Source organism: uncultured Bradyrhizobium sp. (assembly GCF_936928535.1).
Taxonomy (GTDB): Bacteria; Pseudomonadota; Alphaproteobacteria; order Rhizobiales; family Xanthobacteraceae; genus Bradyrhizobium.
This window is the reverse complement of sequence record NZ_CAKZHY010000008.1, coordinates 1-20,734: the sequence shown is the minus strand read 5'-3', so window position 1 is coordinate 20,734 and position 20,734 is coordinate 1. Positions and strand designations below refer to the sequence as shown.

Here is a 20,734-nt window from a genome sequence, read left to right as displayed (position 1 = left end):
GCTGGTCGGCGGCGCGGCGGGCGAGGCTGCGGGTTCGTAACTCAATCAGAAAGGAGAATCGAATGAGCAAAGCGAAATCAGGCGGCGGCATCACGTCGAACAAGGTGGTGCAATCAAGGGGCGTGAAGACGGGCGCCAACGCGAAAGGCATCAGTCCACAATCGGTCGCGCGGATCGGCATGCAAGTCGTCACCGGCACCGGCATTGCCAAGGTCCCCGGGCCGATCAGCAAGCCGCTCGGAAACGAGCTTGCGAAAAACGTCGGGAAGGGCGGCCCCGGCGTCGGCCGCACCGTCCATACCACCGGCTCTCAGAGCAATAGCCCCGTAGCATCCCCGATGACCAGCCCGGGCGGTTGGCCGTGGTCGAAAGGAAACTAGCCAATGTCTGCCGAAACCCAACCGCAGCTAGCAGCGCAAATCACCGCCGCTGCCAATGAGCTAATCGCCTTGCACTCCCGCTGGATCAACCTCGATCGGGCGAACGCAGACGCAGCTGCCAAGCTTGACGAAGAGCTATCCGCAAAGTCTGCGGCGTCGAGCCGATTGAACGAGCAAATTGAAACCAAAGTCGCGACGCACGAGGAGTTGTCCGGCAAGGTCCACGACCTCTTGCAGCATCATGACCAAATCCTCGCTTCGATTGAGGCTCTGCGAAAGAGGGTCGGGTGATGGCGGACGATCGCGGCCAGACCCTTAGAGCCCACCTTGGTCAACTCGCCATGGTCGGGCTGATCCCGAAACCGAAGCCTGCCCTGCCTCCTACGCCCGCAGCGGCGCTTTATCCCCATCTGCCCAACGCAACCCAGAAGGATCAATGACCATGTCAGTCCACGACGAAGCAAAGGCCCAACGCGACCTCGAGGCTCGGGCGCGCCGGGCCGGCCGCGAGCCGTTCGCTCAGCGGATGATCGATGCCACGGACGATCGGCTGTTCGCTGATCTCCGGCGGGATCACGCGCGAAGTGTGCATGATCGTCCGGGCATCATTCCAGATGTGCCGCACGATTCAGGGAAGCCCCCGATTGGGAATGGTGGCTGGACTAATCCGCCTTCAGTCGCGGATTGGAAACCGCCCGGGCTCTCGGTGATGGATCGGATGGTGGATGCACAGGACGCCATCGATCGGCGCGACCTTGAGCGCAAGCTTGGGGGCGGCCGATGACCTCAAAGCGAGCCGCACCCAGACGGCGCACCGAAGAGGAGAAGCGCCAGTATCTCGCCGCGCAGGCGGAAGCCGCGAAGCCGAAAACGGTCGTCGATCATGGCGTCGTGATCCGCGATGTGGACACGGCGGTTGCACCCGGCGACCCCAACGCCAAGCATCGCGGGGGCGAGACGCGCGTGTCGGTGCGCCGAGCCCCGTCAATGGAGCCACCCTTGCCCCCTATGCGGCCGGGCGAAGTGCGGATCAACATGGCCGCCGCTGAAAGCCAGTGGTGGCTTCACCAGCACGACCGCGCGGCAGAACGACAACATCGTCGCCGGCTCGATCCATTCGACTATGGTCATTGGGGGCCAAGCGATGAATGAGCCCGTGGCTGTAGCGGCGCTTGATGGATGGCGGGCGCAACTGGAAGCTATCACCGACTGGGATGAATGGATGGCCGCTGCGGTTGCGGCGATCACCGAGGACCGGGCCGCAGAGGCAGAGATTGCGGGCGAGTTCGAACTTGCTGAGGGCGACGCGGAGGCGCTTGCTGATGCGGTAGCGGAAGCCAAGCGACCAAAGGCGATCGATCTAGTCGCCTTGGCGCGTGCTCACAAAGCGGCGGCCGAGGCTGTGCCCGTTGCTGAGGCCGAGCCTGCGCCTTCGGTCCCGCCGCCTGCGGCCCCGGAGATTGTGGAGCCCGCGCCACTACCTGTACCGACTCCGGAGCGCGCTCCGGTTTGGGCCGATCCGGATGTGGGCGAGGAGATCGATTGGCGCGCGGGCGGCCGAAGCCTACAGAATGCCAAAGTCGCCATCGCCAAGCTCGGCATCCGCTGCCAGTTCGATGACTTCCACAAGAAGTACATGGTGCACGGTCACCCCTGCATGAAAGGCGGCTCGGTATCTGAGTGCCTGGACAACATGGCGCTGATGGTGCGGAACGAAATCTCCAAGGTGTACAAGCTCGACATCGCCAAGGGTCTCGTGATGGAAGCCTTGCAGATCAAGTGCATGGAACGCGCGTTTGATCCGGTGCGGGATTATCTCGATGAGTTGCGGTGGGACGGGCAGCCGCGCCTAGATCGGTGGCTGGTCACCCACTGCGGCGCCGACGATACCGAGTATGTCCGGGCGGTGGGCCGAAAGGTTCTATTGGCCGCCGTTCGCCGGGCGCGGGAGCCCGGGTGCAAGTTCGATTACCTCATGGTGATGGAGGGGCGGCAGGGCGCGGGCAAATCAACGGCGCTCCGGATACTGGCGGGCACGGAGAATTTCTCCGATGCACAAGTGCTGAGGCTGCGGGACAAAGAGCAGCAAGAGGCGATCGGCGGCATTTGGATTTATGAAATCGCCGAGTTGGCCGGGCGGCATATCGACGTGGAAGGGCTCAAAGCCTTTCTGTCAAAGACGGTCGATGCGGCGCGCGCTGCCTATGGCCACGGGCGAACCGATCAACGGCGCCGATGCATCTTCGTCGCAACCACGAACAACGATCAGTACCTCAAGGATGGCACCGGCAATCGTCGCTTCTGGCCCGTGCGGGTTGGCGAGATTGACCTCGAAGCCCTTCGGCTTGATCGCGATCAGTTGTGGGCGGAGGCCGCTGCGGCAGAGGCCACGGGCGAGCCGCTTGTGATCCCAGCGGCGCTTTGGAGCGTTGCGGCCGGTGAAACAGCGGGACGCATGGAGCTTGATCCATGGGCAGACATCGTCGGGGATAAGCTGGCGCAGTTGGAGGCGATAGCGCTGAAAGGCAAGGCACTCCCCACGAAGCTATTCGCGCAGGGCGAAGATGCAGATGGCCCGAACTGGCGCGTGGCGTCGGACTATTTGCTCTCGGAGGTGCTCGGCATCCAGAAGGCCCGGCAATCCAACTGGCAAACCAAGCGGCTCGCGAATGCCATGCGATCGCTGGGCTGGGCGTGGTGCGAGAACCCGATGCGCTTCGGCAGTGCCGGCCAGAAGCGCGGCTTCGTGAAACCGATCGAGGATGCGTGTTGAGGAGCAGGATGGGGGTGTTACAGGTGTTACCCCGCAGTCCCCATCATTTTCTATTATACCCGGTTGGCCCCATTAGCTACCTGTAACACCTGTAACACCTGTAACACCCGTAAGGGATAGGAAGGATGGAAGCAGAGAATGTCAGGGCTGTTTGATTTGCCAGCGGTGGCGCCTTTTGAGCGAGAGGACGAGATTGCGCTCCCGGCTGGCGCAACGTCGCTCGACTACTTGCAATCGATCTATCGCGATCCACGTCAACCGGAGAGCAAGCGTCTGCGCGCTGCAATCGCGGCACTGCCGTTCGAGCACCCCAAGCTAGCGGTGACTGCCGTAGTGAGCAGCGAAGGCTTTGCGGCGAAGCTCGAAGCCGCCCGGGCCCGCAGCGCCCAGGCCGTGATCTTTCGAACGACCGAGTTACTCGAACAACCCGGACCCGGGGCGAACCACACCTCGGCGGCCTTGCGCTCGCCCGAGAGTTGAGCTTCAATAGTTAATCGGGGCTAGGTTAATTGATTTAAATCGAAACTTTTGCCGTTCTCTTTTTTGTTTGCCGGGTAGCCCCAAGTTCCAGCCCTTTGCGCGGTTCTGTTGGGGTATCAGCAATGGCAACCTTGAAGTTCAAGACTCTTGCCTCACCTTCTAGCGACAACACCAGTATAGAAGGCGAGAACAATCTCGGCCAATTGGTCGGCTATTATATTCTGAATCAAACTACCGAGCACGATTTCATCGATACTGCGGGAAGTTTTGTCGACCTGCCCTATCCCTCAAATGCTTTCGCAATACTGCCGGATGGCATCAATAGCTCGGGGACGGTTGTTGGCAAATACGAAACAAAGGATGGCGTCAACCACGGTTTCGTCTACACGACATCGCACGGCTACACCGTTGTTGACTACTCTGCCTCTGGTTCGACTGAACTACATGGCATCAACGACAATGGATTGGCGGTAGGCGTCTATAATGGCGGCGAAGCGAGTTTTACCTACGATACTGCTACCGGAAAATTCACAACACTGAGCAAGCCGAACCAAAGCACCATCGAAATAATCGCTCATGGCATAAACTCGAACGGACAAATAGTCGGCGAATATAGTGATGGTAACTACCACGGCTTCATCTATTCGAACGGCACCTATATCACTCTAGATGACCCGAACGCATCCGCGGCAACAGGTGGCACGCAAGCCTCGGCAATCAATTCCGCTGGGCAAGTTGTGGGCGATTACTTCGACTCAAGCGGCGGGATTCACGGCTTCCTCTGGATAAATGGCGTCTTTCAGACGATCGACGATCCACTAGCGGTCCTCAAGGACGGCGGCACCGTCCCCACAGGGATCAATGATAGTGGCCAGATTGTCGGGTTTTACTCGGACGACACTGGACGCCACGGGTTCGTCGCGACGACAGGCTCGTCCAGTACCGCACCAAGTATAAGCATCAGCGACGCGCCGCTAATTAGGGAAACCGCATTTGGAACCGAAGTGGCCGTATTTACGGTAAATCTAAGCTCACTCAGCCAGGACACAATCACCGTCAGCTTCAACACTCAGGACGGCACCGCCCATGCTGGAATCGATTATACTGCTTCAACTGGTGTATTGACGTTCGCGCCCGGGCAAACCTCTGCTACGATTAGTATTCCCATAATCGGCCATCTTTTATCACAGCCCAGCGCTACGTTTAATGTCGATCTTAGCAATCCGGTCGATACAGCAGGGAGTTCGACTCCGACAATTGCACGAGCGGTAGCGACCGGCACGATTGGACAAGCTCAATACCAATTACATTTCACCTTCGCGCAATCTGCTGATTCAAGCGGCCATATTCAGCAGGGCACTCTGATCGCTGATATTTACGAGAATGGGAAGCTGCTTTACGAACAACCTGCACAATCGGCGTCGTGCGACGATGCGTTTCCACTCCTCAGTGGGACAAACGTACCTCTTGATACCCCACCTACAAAGATCTCCAGCGGCAACCTCGGTCTCGTTTTCCTAATTGACGGGATTCGGGCTGGCAGCAATCAGACAAGCGTCGAAATTCATGTGGGCACTGTGCCGCTTAAAGGACAATTTTCGTATAATTCACAGAGTTGCCTGGTCGTCTCACAGAAATTCTTCCTGACGCCGCTCGAAAATGAACTTCAGGCGATTGCAAATGCGCAGAACCCAAGCGCTCCTCAGCCCATAGACTTGAGCTCCTGGATAAATGCAAACGTTGTTTGCAGCATCGATTCGAGCGTAACAGGCCTCAGTCAGCCCACGCTAAATATCTCGGGGACCACAGGCAACTCATTCGTTTTCTCTTTGAGTCGTCAGATAGAGAAAGATGTTAAGGTCTTATACAAGATTTCAAACGGATCCTCCGAAACTATACGCGAAGCAATCATTTCAGCTGACACGTCAACTACCACAGTTTCGCTGAGCCAGTTGCTCACCGACCTCTCCAGTAGCGGCGTCGATCCATATCTATCATTTTCCAATTCAATTAAGCAGGCCGACTATACTTCTCACTACAACAAGGCCCTTGCAGCGCCAACGGTCGGAGGAACGTATACGGCAACGATCATCGGCTATGAAGTGAACTATGAAAGCTTAACAGGCGCACCGAAGTATTGGTACTTTGACGGCAAGCCAAACGATACATCGACGCAGATCGACAACGAAAGCTTGATGTTTGGAAATACTGAAACAGCCACCATTCAGTATAAGTCGCCACAATCGGTCGCGCAGGCCCTTTCTAGTCCGAACCCAGCCGATAACTCTTTGGCAATAGCGGATACCTCATCCAATGTTTTCGCAAAGATCGATCCATTAGGCGCGAGCCAATTTGCAGTGGCATCAATTCAGCTTACCGATTCAAGTACTCCCTTCATTCAACTGTCTAGCAGCCAATTTCAAGCTGATCATGGCGCTATCGAAAAGATAATATCGGCGTTCAATCTCGAAATTAGTCTCGGCTCTGGCGTTAGTAGTATTGCGGCCCCGACCAATGCTCCAGTGAGTTCACTCGGTGGTAACGACGTCATTCTCGGAGACGGACACCATGACCAAGTGACATTCACATCTGCGTCGGTTGCCTTCGGCGTTCAAAGTGCATCCGGTTCGGTAACATTGAGCGGAAACCCGAACGCGCCAAACTTCCAACTGCAGAACGTCGAATTCCTTACGTTCGCGGACAAAACAATGTTCGTTGAAAATGCAGACGACGCCAACATCGCTCGCCTGTACTCTGCTGCCCTGGGAAGAGCCCCAGACATTGCGGGGCAATCAGCGTGGGAAGATATCTACGCGAATAACATCTCTCCGACCGTAAAAGCCCAAGGGGTCTACATCTCTTTGGCACAGACAACAATTGGCGGACTTTCGATAGCGGGAGGCTTCGCGCAAGCACCCGAGTTTCTAAACAAGTATGGAAACCTAGATGATGCTGGATTCGTGACGCAACTGTACTTGAACGTGCTCGATCGAACACCGTCGCAAGCCGAAGTGACCGCTTGGGTCAACAACATTCACAACGGGGAAACGCGCGACATGGTTCTTGTGGGATTCGCAGAGAGCCCTGAAAACATTGCAAAGACTGCGGCCGATTGGCTCATTCAAGTATGAGGCAAGCCGACCCTCCGTGTGAAGGACGTTCGCTAAGAGGGTAGTTTCGGAAGGCTGGAAAATCTTGCAGCGCCTTTTGCACATACAAAGCTAGACGGCTGGACAAATGGGTAACTGAACCGGTAGGGCAACGATGACTGAGGTCTTGCATCTCTTAGTCGGTGAATTGCCGCAACTCGCCAATGTTGCTTTTGGTCTCCTTTTGACTTGGTTCATCGGGCAACGGGTTCTTTTCAAATGGAACATGCGGCAAAAGGAGCGAGAGATTGAACTAGCCACAGCGCGAGACTTTCACGCGCTCTACGGTGAGTTTTTTGCGACATGGAAGCTATGGGACAGCCACTGCAAGGACCGGGCGGCAGGCCGCGATTCAGAGCTGTCTCGATCTGATCTTTTGGATCGCGCGTCTTCTACTGAAGGCAGATTAGAATCGATGCTCGTTCGGTTTACCAGCGGACACGACGATCTTGACCCCAGTAAGATCGAAGTACTTGGACGATTTCGAGCGCTGTTTCAGCTTCTGCGGGAGAGCATTCGTGCAAACGAACCTTTGCCGTGGAGTTATTCCGGGCACCCTCAATATGTGGCATTCAAAACCCTGGCGCCGCAAGTTGCTTCAATGATTGTTCAAGGAAGCGTAACGAACCCTAAGGCGTTGTTAGAGATCACCGACAACAAGTGGGAAAGCTACACGGTTGAGCTAATCCAAGGCGGGACATCGCTGGCCCCCAAGCTTCAAAACGTACAGGTTTTGAAAGAAACGAATTGACGCTGATTCCTCGCATCAATTATCTTTCGAAAGTCTAACTTTCAAAAGAGGAGCGATGCGATGCGTTATGGCTATGCGCGGGTTAGCTCGAAGGGCCAAGATTACGCGGGGCAAGTGGAAGCGCTCAAGGCCGCAGGATGCGAGCGCATCTTCAGCGACAAGGCGTCCGGCAAATCCACAAAGGGCCGGCCGGAGTTTGATCGGTTGATGCGAGCGTTGCGTCCGGGCGATGTGGTCACAGTCACCAAGCTAGACCGGCTCGCCCGATCCTCCCGCGATCTGCACAATATCCTTCACGACATCGCCGAGCACGATTGCGCCTTCGTCTCGCTTGGCGAAGCGTGGTGCGATACCACGACCGATGTGGGCCGGCTGATGCTCACCATCATGGGCGGCATTGCCGAGTTCGAACGGGGCCTGATCCGGCAGCGCTGCGAGGAAGGCATTGCCCGCGCTCAGCGCAAGGGCACCAAGTTCGGCCGGCCATCCTCGCTCGATCCCAGCCAGCGGCGACGCATTGCCGAACGCTACGCCGGGGGCGAGACCATGGCGGAGTTGGCCCGCGAGTACGAGTGCGGCGAGGCTACGATCTGGCGAGCCCTGCAATAACCGGGCGCATAGTTCGGCCATGATCCGCACCTAGCCTAGTCGCTGCGACGTTGGTCGCATCTACAGACTTCCTAATCAATATTTGAAGGATATTCGGATGATACAAGTTGCGCAGATGAAGTATTGGAATCGCGAGTTAGGCCAAGAGTGTTTGCTGCCCACGCTTAGAGACGTGCGCGTTGGACACAACATCTTTACGATCGTTGGCCCTCCAAGGTGGGTGCACGCTTCACGAGTGGATGCTCAGGGCCGCCTGATAGATTGATCCCCACGCGCAGTTTTGGCCTTGCCCAGGGGTAGGGCCAAAATTCGTTCGCGCGGCTTGGGCAGCATCCCCTCTGGCACGACGTACAAAATTCCAGAATTTTGATCCCCCTGCTTCGGCAACGGATCGGCTATGATCCCTTGAATTTCGCGGGGGCGGGAATGGATATTCAAGCTTGGGTTGGCAAACCTGCGGGCTGCATTGCGATCCTGTTATTAGCGAGTTGCGCGAGCACACTCACTGTCCCGGTTGCCGTCGTCACGAAGGCTTCGCCAAGCGGGATCATGCGGGGCTCCAACACAATCACCGGACTTGATGCCTCTTTCGAAGTCTCAGATGGCAAGCTGTCCTGCGCGGGCACTTACAGCATCGGCAATCCGTCGACGACGATAACAATCCCGGTTCTTTGCAACGATGGACGCAAGGGGCTGGTGACGGCGACGCGCGAGTACGGCGGGATGAGTGGCGGCGGCCGCTTTACGCTTAACGATGGCAGCACTGGCGACTTCGTTTTCGGCGCGGCTGCCAGCAGGCTTTGATCCAGCGCCGAAGGCATCCACAACGAGATGCCTTTAAATCGTGGGGAACTGCCGGGATAAGTGCAACGAATCAGCTTGTGAGCCACCCGCATTTGGTACTGTGGGCGCACTCCTTGGGCTGATTCGATCTTATTGGCCGTGGGCATCTTCTGATTGGACGGGCTGCAAGCCCTTCACCGGCGGGGCGCATCCCGCGCTCCGATCAGGAGACCTACCATGGTTAGAATAAGTTGTTCGATCACCCAACCCGTGTCCGTGACGGACTACGTCCGCTTCCGGCTCGGCAAATGGGAGTACGTTCGTGCCCACTGTCGGTCTCTGCCAATCCGCTAAGCGGATCAACAGAGACCTCAGCGACGTGCTGCATCGGACTTGGGCGGGTGGCACCCCGCCCAGTCCACCCCTCTCAACCATTGCTGGCCGAGAATCGTTCGGCGTTGGCGCCGATGTGATAGCGCCCAAGCCAATTTAAATTCGTTGAAGTCTCCGCAGCGCCCCTGCTCGCGCTGTGATTCGTTCTTCTTATTTCACGCGGATCGTACGCATGAAATTTTGTGTGATGCAAATGGTGTTGCGAAGCGCGACTCGGCGCGAATCAAATCAACAGCTTGCGCCGTGGATAACCAGGGCCGCACCTCTGCCGTACCTTTGAAGAAAATTGATTTACGACCGTGCGGCTATGTACTTGAAAAAGCTGGTGCCGCAAGAGGGATTCGAACCCCCGACCCCGTCATTACGAATGACGTGCTCTACCGACTGAGCTATTGCGGCGAACCCTGCCGGGGCTTGGCGCGATGCCGGCCCCGATACGCGCTCCTGATATCGGGCATGGCCTGAATTGGCAAGGACAAGGGAGGTGCGAAATGCGCTTCACGCGCCCCAGCGGGACCAGAATCCGCGCCAGCCGCCGGCCTGGGCCTTTGGCGTGCCGATTTGTTCCGTAAATTCATCGCTCGGGCCGTCGTCATCGATGCCGGGATCGTCGGGCGCGCGGACGATCGGGATGACGGGCTGGATCGGCGCGGAGGCGGGCTTGCCGAGGTCGGCGCGGGTGCGGAACACCGGGGTTGCCGCAGCCGGCGATGATTCGGCCGCTTCAGAGGCCGGCTTGACGGGCTCGGCGGACGTCGCAACGGCTTCTTCCTTGGTCGCCGGGGGCGCGTTGTCCTGCGCGGCCGGAGCAGGGGTTGCGACCGGGCTCTCAGCCGGCGCAATCACGACCGGTTCCGCCGGCGCCTCGTTGGCCGCCGTCACCCGCTTTGGCGGCGGGGCGGCAAGCATGGCTTCCTCGAAGGCCGAGGACTCGATCGTCGTCCCCTTGTCCGAAGGAAGGCTCGCCACCGGCGTCTGCCACTGGAAGGCGTCGAGCCGGCCGGTGACCGGCGAGACCGGACGCCAGCGGTCGCTGACATAGCCGTCCGCGGTCCACGCCGGGTCGTGACGGGCGCGGACCGCGCGCAAGGTCCAGGCGCGGGCACGGCCGCCGTCGCCATGCTCGGCGCGTTCGAGTTCGGCCATCAGCAGCGCGACGCGCTGGGTTGGATTGTTGACGTACGGCGACAGCACGTCGCGCGCGCGGGCGAATTCGGAGGCATCGATCGCGGCACGCGCGATCGCGAGCTGGCCCTCGACATGGCCGGGCTTGTCGGCGGACGTCTTGGCCGCGAGCGTCTCGACCCGCTGCAGGCGCTGCCGCGCGGCATCGCCGAGTTTCACATGCGCGTAGGCATCGGCGAGATCGGGATGCGGATTGGCGAGCCAGGCGGCCTCGACCAGCTTCATGGCGCGACGCACCTGATGCGCCTCGCTCTCGAACTTTGCGGCGAGCACCGCGGCCGGCACCAGGGTCGGTGCCAGCTTGACCGCTTCCATCACGCTCTCGCGCGCGACGTCGCGGTCCATGGTCTCCAGCTCCAATGCGCGAGCGGTGAGCAGCACGCCGCGCTGGCGGCGATAGGCCTGCTTGTCGATCAGGCCGCTGGACAGGTTCGAGTCCAGGATCGCGAGTGCACCGCTCCAGTCGCCGCGCGCGCAGCGGAAGCCGAGCACCGCATGCGAGGCCCAGGTCGACGACGGCGACAGCTTGATCGCTTCCTCCGCGATCATCACGGCACCGACTGCATCGTCGGCGCGCTGCGCCTCGATGAACAGGCCGCGCAGGCCGAGCAGCCGCGTATCCTCACGCTCCGCCATGGCGCGGAAAGCGCGCTGGGCCTCGTCTCTGTTACCGTCGAGCTGGGCGGCTTGGGCATGCAAGAGCAGCGCGAGCGGATCGTCCGGCGTATGCCGCCGCGCTGCGTCGGCGTGACGGCGGGCAAGCGCAGTGTCGCCATGACCGATCGCGAGCAGGCCATGGGTGATGGCATGACGCCCCCGCGCGTGACGCTTCTCATGCCGACGGCGGCGCATCCGACCAGGCGTGCGCCAGATCGTGGTCAAAATGCTCCAGAGCAAGACGATCAGGACGGCGAAGATGCCGAGGCAGAGCACGAACACCGGAATGCTCGGCGAAGCTCGCCAGCCACCCCAGGTCAGCACGACATTGCCGGGCTGATCGGCGACCCAGGCCGCGCCGGCACCTGCAAGCGCAATCAGAACGAGGAAGAGGACGATGCGAAGCATGGCTATCCCTATACGCGCGGAGTGTTGCGCGAATCTTATTGCGCAGGCTTGGTGAGACCAGCCAGCGCGTCGTCGGCGAATGTGCGGGAGGCGGCGAGCGCGGCGTCCCGCGCATCGGCCTTGTCGAGCCAGGCCTGCGCCGGTGCGCGATCGGCTTCTGGGAGCGTCTTCAATTCGCGGCGCGCTTCGGCGAAATCACCGCGCAGCGCCGACGCCGTGACCCGCGCAACGACGGCGCCGCGGTCATTGCCGACCCCGTCGGTGCGCTCGATGCGAACGAGCTTCGATGCGCCCGCCTGAAGGCGCTCGACGATGCCGGCACCAGCGGCAGGAGCCTCCGGCGCCGGTGCCAGCTTCGGCACGATGTTGAGGAGCTCGCGGGTCAGCGAAACAGGCGTAGGAATGCCCGACGCGGCAAACGCATCGAGCGGCTTCAGCGTTTCAGGCTTCGCCGCAAACGACCGCGCGGCCTTGAGCTGCGCCTCGTAGGGGTCGCTATGGCGAACGGCAACATCGAGCAGGGTCGCGGCAACGACAAAGCGCAACGGCCTGTCGTCCATGACCTTGGCGTCGGCGATCTTTTCGCCCTGCTGCGCAAGCTCGGCGCGTGCGGTCGTGCTGGCGCGCTCGAGCTGGGACACGCGCTCGTCGAGGGCGGCGAGGCCGGACGAAGCTGCCGGATCGCGCGGCGCGGATTTGGCATCGTTCAATGCGCTTGCAGTCTTGTCGGACTGCGCGCGCAAATTGGCGAGGTCGCCGCGCAGGGTGCCGACGGATTTCTCCAGCGCATCGAGCCTCGTAACAACAGCCGGATCGGCGGCGGGCCTGCCCGCCTTGGCGTCGACTTTGGCTTCGACTGAGGCGACACGTCCGCTCAGCGCATCGACCGTTGCACTCGTCACCTGCGGCGCGGCCGGCGGCGCCTGCACCGCGGGCCAGCCCAGCACCCAGCCAACCGCAATCACAATTGCGGCTGCTACGGCGCCGGAAAATGGCGCGATGACCCAGGGAGAAATGGTCGTGGACGCAGCCGCGGCCTGGGCGTCAACGCGCTCCGGCTCCGCCGCGGTGGTTTCGGCCTTGATGGTTTCAGCCTTGGATTCCTCGGCACTGGCTTGCTCGGAGTTCGCCTGCCCGGCATTGACCTGCTCGGTCGACGGACCCGCCTCCGGCTCGACCACCACGTCCTGCGGCTGGGTGGAGACTTCGGTCGCCTCGAGGTCGATGGTCGGTGGGGTGCGCTTGGCGCGGCCGGACTCGGGGGCCAGTCCTACATCTTCAGGCTTGCCTGCGTCTTCCGGCTTGTCGTCGGCCATCGTGACGGTTCCTCACACTTTTCATACCAGAGACGAGCCCGATTGCGTCGGATTCGGCCCGTCCTCTTACGCCAAACGGGTCCGCAAAGCACGCTCCAAGGCGTCGAACAGGGCATTTTCGTCTGGCGTGGCGGCGACCAGGACCCGCGACGCACCGGCATCGCGCAACACGCCGGCGACCGTCTCGGACAGGCAGCATTGCGGGATCGCCAGCGCCGAGATTTCGACGCCTTCGTCCCGGGCCGCCTCCAGGAAGGCCCGCGCGCTGCGCCGGGAGTAATGCAGCACCGCCTCGATGCCATGGGCGGCAAAACCTTCGCAGACCTCGCGCGGCAAAATCTTGACTGGAACCATGCGATAGGTCGTCTGCGTCACCACGCTGAACCCTTCCGCGCCGAGCTCGCCGCCCAGATCCCGCGACAGATCCGCGCCCGCAAGATAGAGCAGCGTCCTTTTCTTGCTGACGCGCTTGTCGCGCGCGCTCTGCATCACCTTGTCGCGCAAGGACGCGGCATCGCCGCCGGCCGTGATCACTTCAGTGAAGCCGAATTCGCGCGCCACGGACGCCGTGTGCTCGCCGACCGCAAACAGCGGCAGCTCCACGAGGCCGAGGTCGCGCAATTGCGGCGCGACGGCGCGGATCGCATTGGCCGATGTGACGATGATGGCGCCGTAGCCGGCCTCGCTCTCGTCATGGAAAGCGACCGGCTCGAACTTGAGCGCCGGCGCAAGCAGCACCACATGTCCCCGCGCGCGCAGATTTTCCGCCGTCGCCGCGTTGTCGGGATGCGGCCGTGTAACAAGAATGGACATCGCTGGCGTTCCCGGGCCACGTGGCGGTGACGCATTCGCGAGGGATGGCGGCGCGTGACGATTGCATAAGCCAACCCTGGAATGCTACCGCGTTACCAGAACTCTGCTTTACGGATGAGCGCAAGGGCGCAAATTGGATAACAATTCGCCAATGCTGGTGCTAGGCATCGAAACCACCTGCGATGAGACCGCTGCGGCCGTGATCGAGCGTGCGGGCGACGGCAGCGGCAGGATTCTATCCAACGTCGTGCGATCGCAAGTCGAGGAGCACGCCCGCTTCGGCGGCGTCGTTCCGGAGATCGCTGCGCGCGCCCATGTCGACCTGCTCGACGGCATTATCGATCGCGCCATGAGCGATGCCGGCATCGGCTTCGCGGAGCTCGACGGTGTCGCCGCGGCCGCAGGGCCGGGCCTGATCGGCGGCGTCATCGTCGGGCTCACCACCGCAAAGGCGATTGCGATGGTGCATGACACGCCGCTGGTCGCGGTCAACCATCTCGAGGCGCACGCGCTGACGCCGCGGCTCACCGACGGGATCGAATTTCCGTATTGCCTGTTCCTGGCTTCCGGCGGCCACACCCAGATCGTCGCGGTCACCGGCGTCGGCCAATATGTGCGGCTCGGCACCACCGTCGACGACGCGATCGGCGAGGCTTTTGACAAGGTCGCGAAGATGCTGGGCCTGCCCTATCCCGGCGGCCCGGAGGTCGAGCGCGCGGCCGCCAATGGCAATGCCACGCGCTTTGCGTTTCCCAGGCCGATGCACGGACGCCCCGATGCCAACTTCTCGCTGTCGGGATTGAAGACGGCCGTGCGCACCGAAGCGAGCCGGCTCGCCGAGGTCACGCCGCAGGATATCAGCGATCTCTGCGCAGGCTTCCAGGCTGCGGTGCTGGATTCAACGGCCGACCGTTTGAAAGTTGGCCTGAAGCTGTTCCGCGAACAGTTCGGCGCACCGCGTGCACTGGTCGCGGCCGGCGGTGTCGCCGCCAATCAGGCGATCCGCGGCGCGCTTGATGACGTGGCGCGACAAGCCGGCACGCAACTGATCATGCCGCCGCCGGCGCTTTGCACCGACAATGGTGCGATGATCGCCTGGGCCGGCGCCGAACGCCTTGCCCTCGGCATCACCGACACGATGGATGCGCAACCACGCGCACGCTGGCTGCTCGACGCCAACGCCACGGCGCCTGAAGGCTACGGCAAGACGCGAGCGGGATATTGACGATGGCCGCCTTCCAGTCCGTCGCGGTGATCGGAGCGGGGGCCTGGGGCACGGCGCTGGCGACGGTGGCCGCGCGCGCCGGACGGACCGTGACGCTGTGGGCGCGCAACGCGGACCATGCGGCGCGGATCGCATCGAGCCGCGACAATCCGCGGCTGCCCGGCGTGCGGCTCACGCCCGACATCCTGGTGACAAGCGAGCTGGCACTCGCCGCACGCGCCGACATGCTGCTGGTCGCAACGCCGGCGCAACATCTGCGCGGCGCGGTCAACATGCTGGCCTCGTATCTCGCAAAACCCCTGCCGGTCATCGCCTGCGCCAAGGGCATCGAGCATGGCACTCACAAATTCATGACCGACGTGATTGCGGAGGCCGCACCCCATGCGCAACCTGCGATCCTATCGGGCCCAAGCTTTGCCGACGACGTCGCGCGCGGCTTGCCGACGGCTGTGACGCTTGCGGCTGGGGATGATGCGCTTGCGAGCGGCCTCGTGCAGGCACTGGGCTCTCCGACATTCCGCCCCTATCATTCCACTGACATCCGCGGCGTCGAGATCGGCGGCGCGGCCAAGAACGTGCTGGCGATCGCGGTCGGAATTGCGGTCGGGCGGAAACTCGGCGCGTCCGCGCAGGCTGCGCTCACGACTCGCGGCTTTGCCGAGCTGACTCGCCTCGGCCGCGCGCTCGGCGCGCGTGGCGAGACGCTCACCGGCCTGTCCGGTCTCGGCGATTTGATCCTGACATGCTCGAGCCCGCAATCGCGCAACTTCGCGCTCGGGCTCGCGCTGGGCCGCGGCGAGCAGCCACCCGCCGGCAAGCTGGCCGAAGGCGAATTCACGGCGCCAGTCCTGATCGAACTCGCAGCTTCGCAAGGCATCGAGATGCCGGTATCGGAAGCGGTCGCTTCGATCCTGAGTGGCCGAAGCACGATCGACGCAGCGATCTCCGGGCTTTTGACCCGCCCCTTCAAGGCAGAGGAATGAACATGGCGTACTGGCTGGTGAAATCCGAACCGTCGGTGTGGTCGTGGGACCAGCAGGTCGCGAAAGGCGCCAAGGGCGAAGCCTGGACCGGCGTGCGCAATTACACCGCGCGCCAGAACCTTGTGGCGATGAAGAAGGGCGATAAGGCGTTCTTCTACCATTCCAACGAGGGCAAGGAGATCGTCGGCATCGCGGAGGTCGTCAAGGAGGCCTATCCGGATCCGACCGACAAGACCGAAAAGTTCGTCTGCGTCGACATCAAGGCCGACAAGCCGCTGAAGACGCCGGTGACGATGGTGGCGATCAAGGCCGAGAAGAAACTCGCCGACATGGCGCTGGTGAAATATTCGCGCCTCTCGGTGCAGCCGGTGACAGCGGAAGAGTGGAATCTCGTCTGCAAGATGGGCGGTATGTAAGAGCTACGACGCCCGCCGCTCCGCCTCGGGCAACGTAAGCACCTCGCAGGGCGAGGCGATGCCGCGCAGCTTGTGCAGTCCGAGCGCGACGAGAGGCATGTCCGTCTCGGCGGCGAGCGCGCCGGAGACCAGCACAGTCCTGCCGAGCGGCTTGCACAGGCCTTCGAGCCGGCTGGCGAGATTGACGGCGGGTCCGATCGCCGTGAAGTCCAGCCTGTTAGCGGCGCCGATATTGCCCCAGAGCATCTCACCAAGATGAAGCGCGGCCCCGAATGCAAGTGGCGGCAATCCTTGTGTGGCGCGCTCCGCGTTGAGATAGGCCATCCCGGCTTCCGCAGCGCCTGCGGCGCGTAAAGCGGCCTCGCAGGCGCGACGTGGCGATGCCTCCACCACCGGAAAAATCGCCAGCACGCCGTCACCAATGAATTTAAGCACCTCGCCGCCGAAGGCGTGGACGGCACCCGCGATGCGATCGAACCAGGCATCGAGCGCGGCGATGATATCAGCCGGCGGACTGGCTTCCGACAAGGTGGTGAAGCCACGCAGATCGGCATAGAGCAGCGCAGCCTGGATGGTCTCGCCTAAGTCGCGCCGCAGCGGTGCTGCCAGGACCCGCTCGGCGCTACGCTTGCCCAGATAAGCCTCCAGCGTTGCCCGCAAGGTGGCGCGCGCCGCGAGCGCGGCGAGTGGTGTTGCAGCAAACCGCGCGGCCTGGCGCAGCTGCTCGATCTCGTCTGATGTGAACGGACGCGGCCCGATCCAGCCGAGCAGCGGTCCATCGCGCCCGACAACATCCTCATGCACTTCGCCGCCCGCGATGTCGCGCAGCCAGCGGCGGCCGGCATCATCAGGCAGATCGGGCGCCAGCCCGCCTGGCGCAAAGCCGAGCGCCTCGATCACCCGGCCATTGTCCGCCCGCCACAGCCATGTCCGCTTCGCGATCAGCGGGTGGGGCACCTCCAAGGTCAGGGCGCCTGCCGCAAGCGGCACGCCATCGGCAACCAGATGCGCACCGAGTTCGGCAAGCAGGCGATCGGCGCCGGCACTTTCTGAGGCGGCATCGACAAGCCAGGCGAGGGTCGGGGAGAGTTGCATGAGCCGATGATGGCTAGGGAAGACCGTCTTTGTCACGGGCAATCCTTGACGGACTGCCTTGACGGACTGCTTTGGCGCCGCCATGTGCCCATGAAGCCAGGGATGATCGCCGATGACCGAGCTGTTCGTATTGCGTCGCGAGACCCAGATCGCCGCCCCGCGCGCCACCGTCTTCGCCTATTTGACCGATCCCGAGAAGATCCTGAGCTGGATGGGCTCGGATGCGACCACCGAGCCGCATCCCGGCGGGCTCTATCTGCTCAAAGGCATCGGCCCGCGCGCCAGCGTCGCCCGCGGCGCCTTCCGTGAGGTCGTGCCGGTGCATCGTCTGGCTTACACGTTCGGCTGGGAGGGCGGTCAGGAAGTGCCGCCGGGCTCGAGCCTGATCGAGATCGACCTGATCGAACGCGACGGCGGCACGTTGCTGCGCATGACGCATAGCGGGCTGCCGACCGAGGAACAGGTGGCCGCGCACGCCAAAGGCTGGGCGCATTATCTGAGCCGGCTGACAAACGCCGCCGCGGGCCGCGATCCCGGCCCCGACAAGGGTGTTGTTTCAGACAATATGTAGCGACGCACAGCAGCTCTCGTAGGGTGGGCAAAGCGAAGCGTGCCCACGTCCTTTTTGTGATCGAGAGAGATGGTGGGCACGGCGCTTCTCGCCTCTGCCCACCCTACGGCAGCGCGGCACTAAACGGCCGCAGTCGCCACCACCTGCGCCAGGAGCTGCTCGCGCCTCGCCTGCGAGCGCTGGCCCTTCATGGTCGCCGCGAAGCGCTCGAGGATGCCGTCCTCGAAAGCGGTGACGATGGTGTCGTGGACATAGCTCTTGCGGCAGATCGCCGGCGTGTTGGAGAGCTTGTCGGCCGCGGCGCGGATCGCCTCCAGCACCTGCTTCTTGCGGCCGCGCTGGCTGGTCGCCGGCGTGATCCGCGACAGCGATTCCACGACGACGGCAGAGGCCATCAGCGTGCGGAAATCCTTCAGCGAAATCTTGATACCGGCGATCTCACGCAGAAACGCATTCACCTGCGTGGTGCTGACGGCGCGCACGATGCCGTAGGCATCGCGATACTGGAACATGCGCTTGCCGGGGACGCCCTGCAAAATGCCGATGGCGCGCACCAGCTTGGCGGCGTCGCATTCCTTGCGCACCGCCTTGCCGCCCTTCGCCTTGAAGGTCAGCACGAAGCAATCGTCTTCCAGCGTGACATTGGACTTCAGCAGCGTGGTGGCGCCGCGGGTGCCGTTGAGACGTGCGTAGGATTCATTGCCCGGACGGATCGCGGTGCGCGCGATCAGCTCAATCACGGCCGAAAGCGCAAACTCGCGGGTCGGCTCGTCGCCCGACAGGAACGCCGAGACCTTGCGCCGGATCTTTGGCAGCGCGCCGACGAGCTTCTCCAGGCGATGCGCCTTGCGGTGCTCGCGGACCTTCTCCCAATCGGCGTGATAGCGATATTGCAGCCGGCCGGCGGCGTCGCGACCCACGGCCTGGAGATGCGAGCTCGGATCGGCCGAGTAGCGCACCTCGCGATAGGCGGGCGGCACGGCCATGGCGTGCAGGCGACGAATTGTGCGGGCGTCACGGATATGCGCGCCATTGGGACGGACGAAGGAATAGCCCTTGCCGCGCCTGACACGGCGGATGGTCAGCTCGTTTTGGTCGCCAAGCCGCAGGCCCAGCTCCTTGGCGAGCGCCTCGACCGCCGCCGGGGAGGCCGAGTCGAACACCTTTTTCGGGCTGGGACGGCTGGAACTGGCCGGTTTCGGCCATTGTCCGAGGGCCTTCGCCAGTGCAATGGCAGCAGGATCGGCCGAAGCGGGCCGCATCGTCCCGAGATTCTGCTGATCCATCATAGTCTTATGCCTTGGCCCTGTCTGTTACCGTTCAATGCCGCTGTTCTGATGTTTGTTCCCTAGGGTCGCGTTGGACCCGGGTTGGCCATTTAGGGTGTTCCGAACCGCATTGCGAGTCCCGAATCAGTGATGGACGGTTCCCAGATACCTCCTGCTCCGCATGGGCGCCCTGCGCCGGCCTGTTCTGGAGATTTGGGTAAAGAGCCGAAAACCGCCTCCCGGCCTGTTTCAGATTTGCGACAGCCGGCCTGCGCCGCTTTGATTTTCCGCATGGCCCGCCGCTCACCGAAGGTCCAGCTTGTGATCCTTGTCGGGGGCCGTTAGCCCGACGCATAATCGTTTAACGATGAAGTCGGCTCGCCAGTTAGTGTTCGGCTTGCCGTATGTGGAGGGAAGCATGTCCGAGAAGATCTACGACGTCCCCGCGGAATGGGCCAAGCGCGCCTGGGTCGACCAGGCCAAGTACAAGGACATGTACGCCCGCTCGATCGCGGACCCGAACGCTTTCTGGGCTGAGCAGGCCAAGCGCATCGACTGGATGCACGCGCCGACCAAAATCGAGAACGTCTCCTTCGCGCCCGGCAACATCTCGATCAAATGGTTCGAGGACGGCATTCTCAACGTCGCCCATAATTGCATCGACCGCCATCTCGCCAAGCGCGGCAACCAGACCGCGATCATCTGGGAAGGCGATGATCCCTCGCAGTCCAAGCACATCACCTACAAGGAGTTGCACGACGAGGTCTGCCGGATGGCCAACATCCTGCGCACCCGCAACGTCAAGAAGGGCGATCGCGTCACCATCTATCTGCCGATGATTCCGGAAGCGGCCTACACGATGCTGGCCTGCGCGCGCATCGGTGCGATCCACTCGGTGGTGTTCGCGGGCTTCTCGCCTGATTCACTCGCGCAGCGCATCAACGACTGCCAGTCCAAGGTCATCATCACCGCGGATGAAGGCCTGCGCGGCGGCAAGAAGGTGCCGCTGAAGGCTAATGTCGACGCAGCCCTCGCTAAGGCCGACGGCGTCGACTGGGTCGTGGTGGTCAAGCGCACCGGCGGCAAGATCGACATGAACCCGACCCGCGACCTCTGGTATCACGAGGCCGCGGCGATGGTGACGACCGAGTGCCCGGTCGAGCACATGCATGCCGAGGATCCGCTGTTCATCCTCTACACCTCGGGCTCGACCGGCCAGCCCAAGGGCGTGCTGCACACCTCGGGCGGCTATCTCGTCTTCGCGTCGATGACGCATCAATACGTGTTCGACTATCACGACGGCGACATCTACTGGTGCACCGCCGACGTTGGCTGGGTCACCGGCCACAGCTACATTCTCTACGGGCCGCTCGCCAACGGCGCGACCACGCTGATGTTCGAAGGCGTGCCGAATTACCCTGACAATTCGCGCTTCTGGAACGTCATCGACAAGCACAAGGTCAACATCTTCTACACCGC

Annotated in this window: 20 protein-coding genes and 1 tRNA gene; 14 read left to right on the top strand and 7 right to left on the bottom strand. The window is 62.1% G+C overall.

Going from position 1 to position 20,734, the window contains the following annotated elements; all coding sequences use genetic code 11:
* Positions 1-62 precede the first annotated feature (62 nt).
* Positions 63-380, top strand: coding sequence for a hypothetical protein (locus tag Q0687_RS00760; protein ID WP_298870924.1), 318 nt, complete (start codon positions 63-65; stop codon positions 378-380).
* 3 nt (positions 381-383) lie between these two features.
* Positions 384-671, top strand: coding sequence for a hypothetical protein (locus Q0687_RS00755; protein WP_298870922.1), 288 nt, complete (start codon positions 384-386; stop codon positions 669-671).
* A gap of 154 nt (positions 672-825) precedes the next feature.
* On the opposite strand, the gene Q0687_RS00750 is transcribed toward Q0687_RS00755, so the two are convergent.
* Positions 826-972: a hypothetical protein gene (locus Q0687_RS00750; protein ID WP_298870919.1), complete on the bottom strand. Its 147-nt coding sequence runs from the start codon at positions 970-972 to the stop codon at positions 826-828.
* A gap of 188 nt (positions 973-1,160) precedes the next feature.
* On the opposite strand from Q0687_RS00750, the gene Q0687_RS00745 reads away from it, so the two are divergent.
* The 7 genes from Q0687_RS00745 (at position 1,161) to Q0687_RS00715 (ending at position 8,946) form a co-directional block, all read left to right on the top strand.
* Complete coding sequence (locus tag Q0687_RS00745; protein WP_298870916.1) at positions 1,161-1,532, top strand: hypothetical protein; 372 nt, start codon at positions 1,161-1,163, stop codon at positions 1,530-1,532.
* Positions 1,525-3,153 carry a virulence-associated E family protein gene (locus Q0687_RS00740; RefSeq protein ID WP_298870913.1) on the top strand — a complete coding sequence of 543 codons (1,629 nt, stop codon included), beginning with the start codon at positions 1,525-1,527 and terminating at the stop codon, positions 3,151-3,153. Before Q0687_RS00745 ends, Q0687_RS00740 begins: the two co-directional genes overlap by 8 nt.
* A 138-nt stretch (positions 3,154-3,291) precedes the next feature.
* Positions 3,292-3,633 carry a hypothetical protein gene (locus Q0687_RS00735; protein WP_298870910.1) on the top strand — a complete coding sequence of 114 codons (342 nt, stop codon included), beginning with the start codon at positions 3,292-3,294 and terminating at the stop codon, positions 3,631-3,633.
* A gap of 122 nt (positions 3,634-3,755) precedes the next feature.
* On the top strand, positions 3,756-6,764 hold the full coding sequence (locus Q0687_RS00730) for a DUF4214 domain-containing protein (protein ID WP_298870907.1): 3,009 nt from the start codon (positions 3,756-3,758) through the stop codon (positions 6,762-6,764).
* Between the two features lie 133 nt (positions 6,765-6,897).
* A complete protein-coding gene (locus tag Q0687_RS00725; RefSeq protein WP_298870905.1) occupies positions 6,898-7,533 on the top strand; it encodes a hypothetical protein in 636 nt (211 codons plus the stop codon).
* 60 nt (positions 7,534-7,593) lie between these two features.
* Positions 7,594-8,142, top strand: coding sequence for a recombinase family protein (locus Q0687_RS00720; protein WP_298870903.1), 549 nt, complete (start codon positions 7,594-7,596; stop codon positions 8,140-8,142).
* Positions 8,143-8,568: 426 nt separating this feature from the next.
* Entirely contained in the window at positions 8,569-8,946 is a 378-nt protein-coding gene (locus tag Q0687_RS00715) for a hypothetical protein (protein ID WP_298870900.1), read from the top strand.
* 695 nt (positions 8,947-9,641) lie between these two features.
* Here Q0687_RS00715 and Q0687_RS00710 read toward each other — a convergent pair.
* From Q0687_RS00710 to Q0687_RS00695, 4 genes are all read right to left on the bottom strand, one after another.
* Positions 9,642-9,717, bottom strand: a tRNA-Thr gene (locus Q0687_RS00710).
* Positions 9,718-9,816: 99 nt separating this feature from the next.
* Positions 9,817-11,568 carry a heme biosynthesis HemY N-terminal domain-containing protein gene (locus tag Q0687_RS00705; RefSeq protein ID WP_298870897.1) on the bottom strand — a complete coding sequence of 584 codons (1,752 nt, stop codon included), beginning with the start codon at positions 11,566-11,568 and terminating at the stop codon, positions 9,817-9,819.
* A 35-nt stretch (positions 11,569-11,603) separates the two neighbouring features.
* Positions 11,604-12,884: a hypothetical protein gene (locus tag Q0687_RS00700; protein WP_298870895.1), complete on the bottom strand. Its 1,281-nt coding sequence runs from the start codon at positions 12,882-12,884 to the stop codon at positions 11,604-11,606.
* A 66-nt stretch (positions 12,885-12,950) separates the two neighbouring features.
* Entirely contained in the window at positions 12,951-13,697 is a 747-nt protein-coding gene (locus Q0687_RS00695; RefSeq protein ID WP_298870893.1) for a uroporphyrinogen-III synthase, read from the bottom strand.
* Between the two features lie 151 nt (positions 13,698-13,848).
* On the opposite strand from Q0687_RS00695, the gene tsaD reads away from it, so the two are divergent.
* Genes tsaD through Q0687_RS00680 form a run of 3 tightly spaced genes read left to right on the top strand, consistent with a single transcriptional unit; the run spans position 13,849 to position 16,321 of the window.
* Positions 13,849-14,922 (top strand): tRNA (adenosine(37)-N6)-threonylcarbamoyltransferase complex transferase subunit TsaD, encoded by a 1,074-nt coding sequence (gene tsaD, locus Q0687_RS00690; RefSeq protein ID WP_298870890.1) that lies wholly within the window; start codon positions 13,849-13,851, stop codon positions 14,920-14,922.
* Between the two features lie 2 nt (positions 14,923-14,924).
* A complete protein-coding gene (locus tag Q0687_RS00685) occupies positions 14,925-15,905 on the top strand; it encodes an NAD(P)H-dependent glycerol-3-phosphate dehydrogenase (RefSeq protein WP_298870888.1) in 981 nt (326 codons plus the stop codon).
* Positions 15,906-15,907: 2 nt separating this feature from the next.
* Positions 15,908-16,321 carry an EVE domain-containing protein gene (locus Q0687_RS00680; RefSeq protein WP_298870885.1) on the top strand — a complete coding sequence of 138 codons (414 nt, stop codon included), beginning with the start codon at positions 15,908-15,910 and terminating at the stop codon, positions 16,319-16,321.
* Positions 16,322-16,324: 3 nt separating this feature from the next.
* On the opposite strand, the gene Q0687_RS00675 is transcribed toward Q0687_RS00680, so the two are convergent.
* Positions 16,325-17,416, bottom strand: a complete 1,092-nt coding sequence (locus Q0687_RS00675) for an adenylate/guanylate cyclase domain-containing protein (protein ID WP_298870961.1) — start codon at positions 17,414-17,416, stop codon at positions 16,325-16,327.
* Between the two features lie 112 nt (positions 17,417-17,528).
* Here Q0687_RS00675 and Q0687_RS00670 point away from each other — a divergent pair, with 112 nt between their 5' ends.
* The gene (locus Q0687_RS00670; RefSeq protein ID WP_298870882.1) at positions 17,529-17,987 is read left to right on the top strand and encodes an SRPBCC family protein; all 459 of its coding nucleotides are present in this window, start codon (positions 17,529-17,531) and stop codon (positions 17,985-17,987) included.
* A gap of 119 nt (positions 17,988-18,106) precedes the next feature.
* Here Q0687_RS00670 and Q0687_RS00665 read toward each other — a convergent pair whose 3' ends face one another.
* Entirely contained in the window at positions 18,107-19,276 is a 1,170-nt protein-coding gene (locus tag Q0687_RS00665) for a DNA topoisomerase IB (protein ID WP_298870879.1), read from the bottom strand.
* Between the two features lie 397 nt (positions 19,277-19,673).
* On the opposite strand from Q0687_RS00665, the gene Q0687_RS00660 reads away from it, so the two are divergent.
* A partial coding sequence (locus Q0687_RS00660) for an AMP-binding protein (protein ID WP_298870875.1) occupies positions 19,674-20,734 on the top strand: 1,061 nt, incomplete at its 3' end.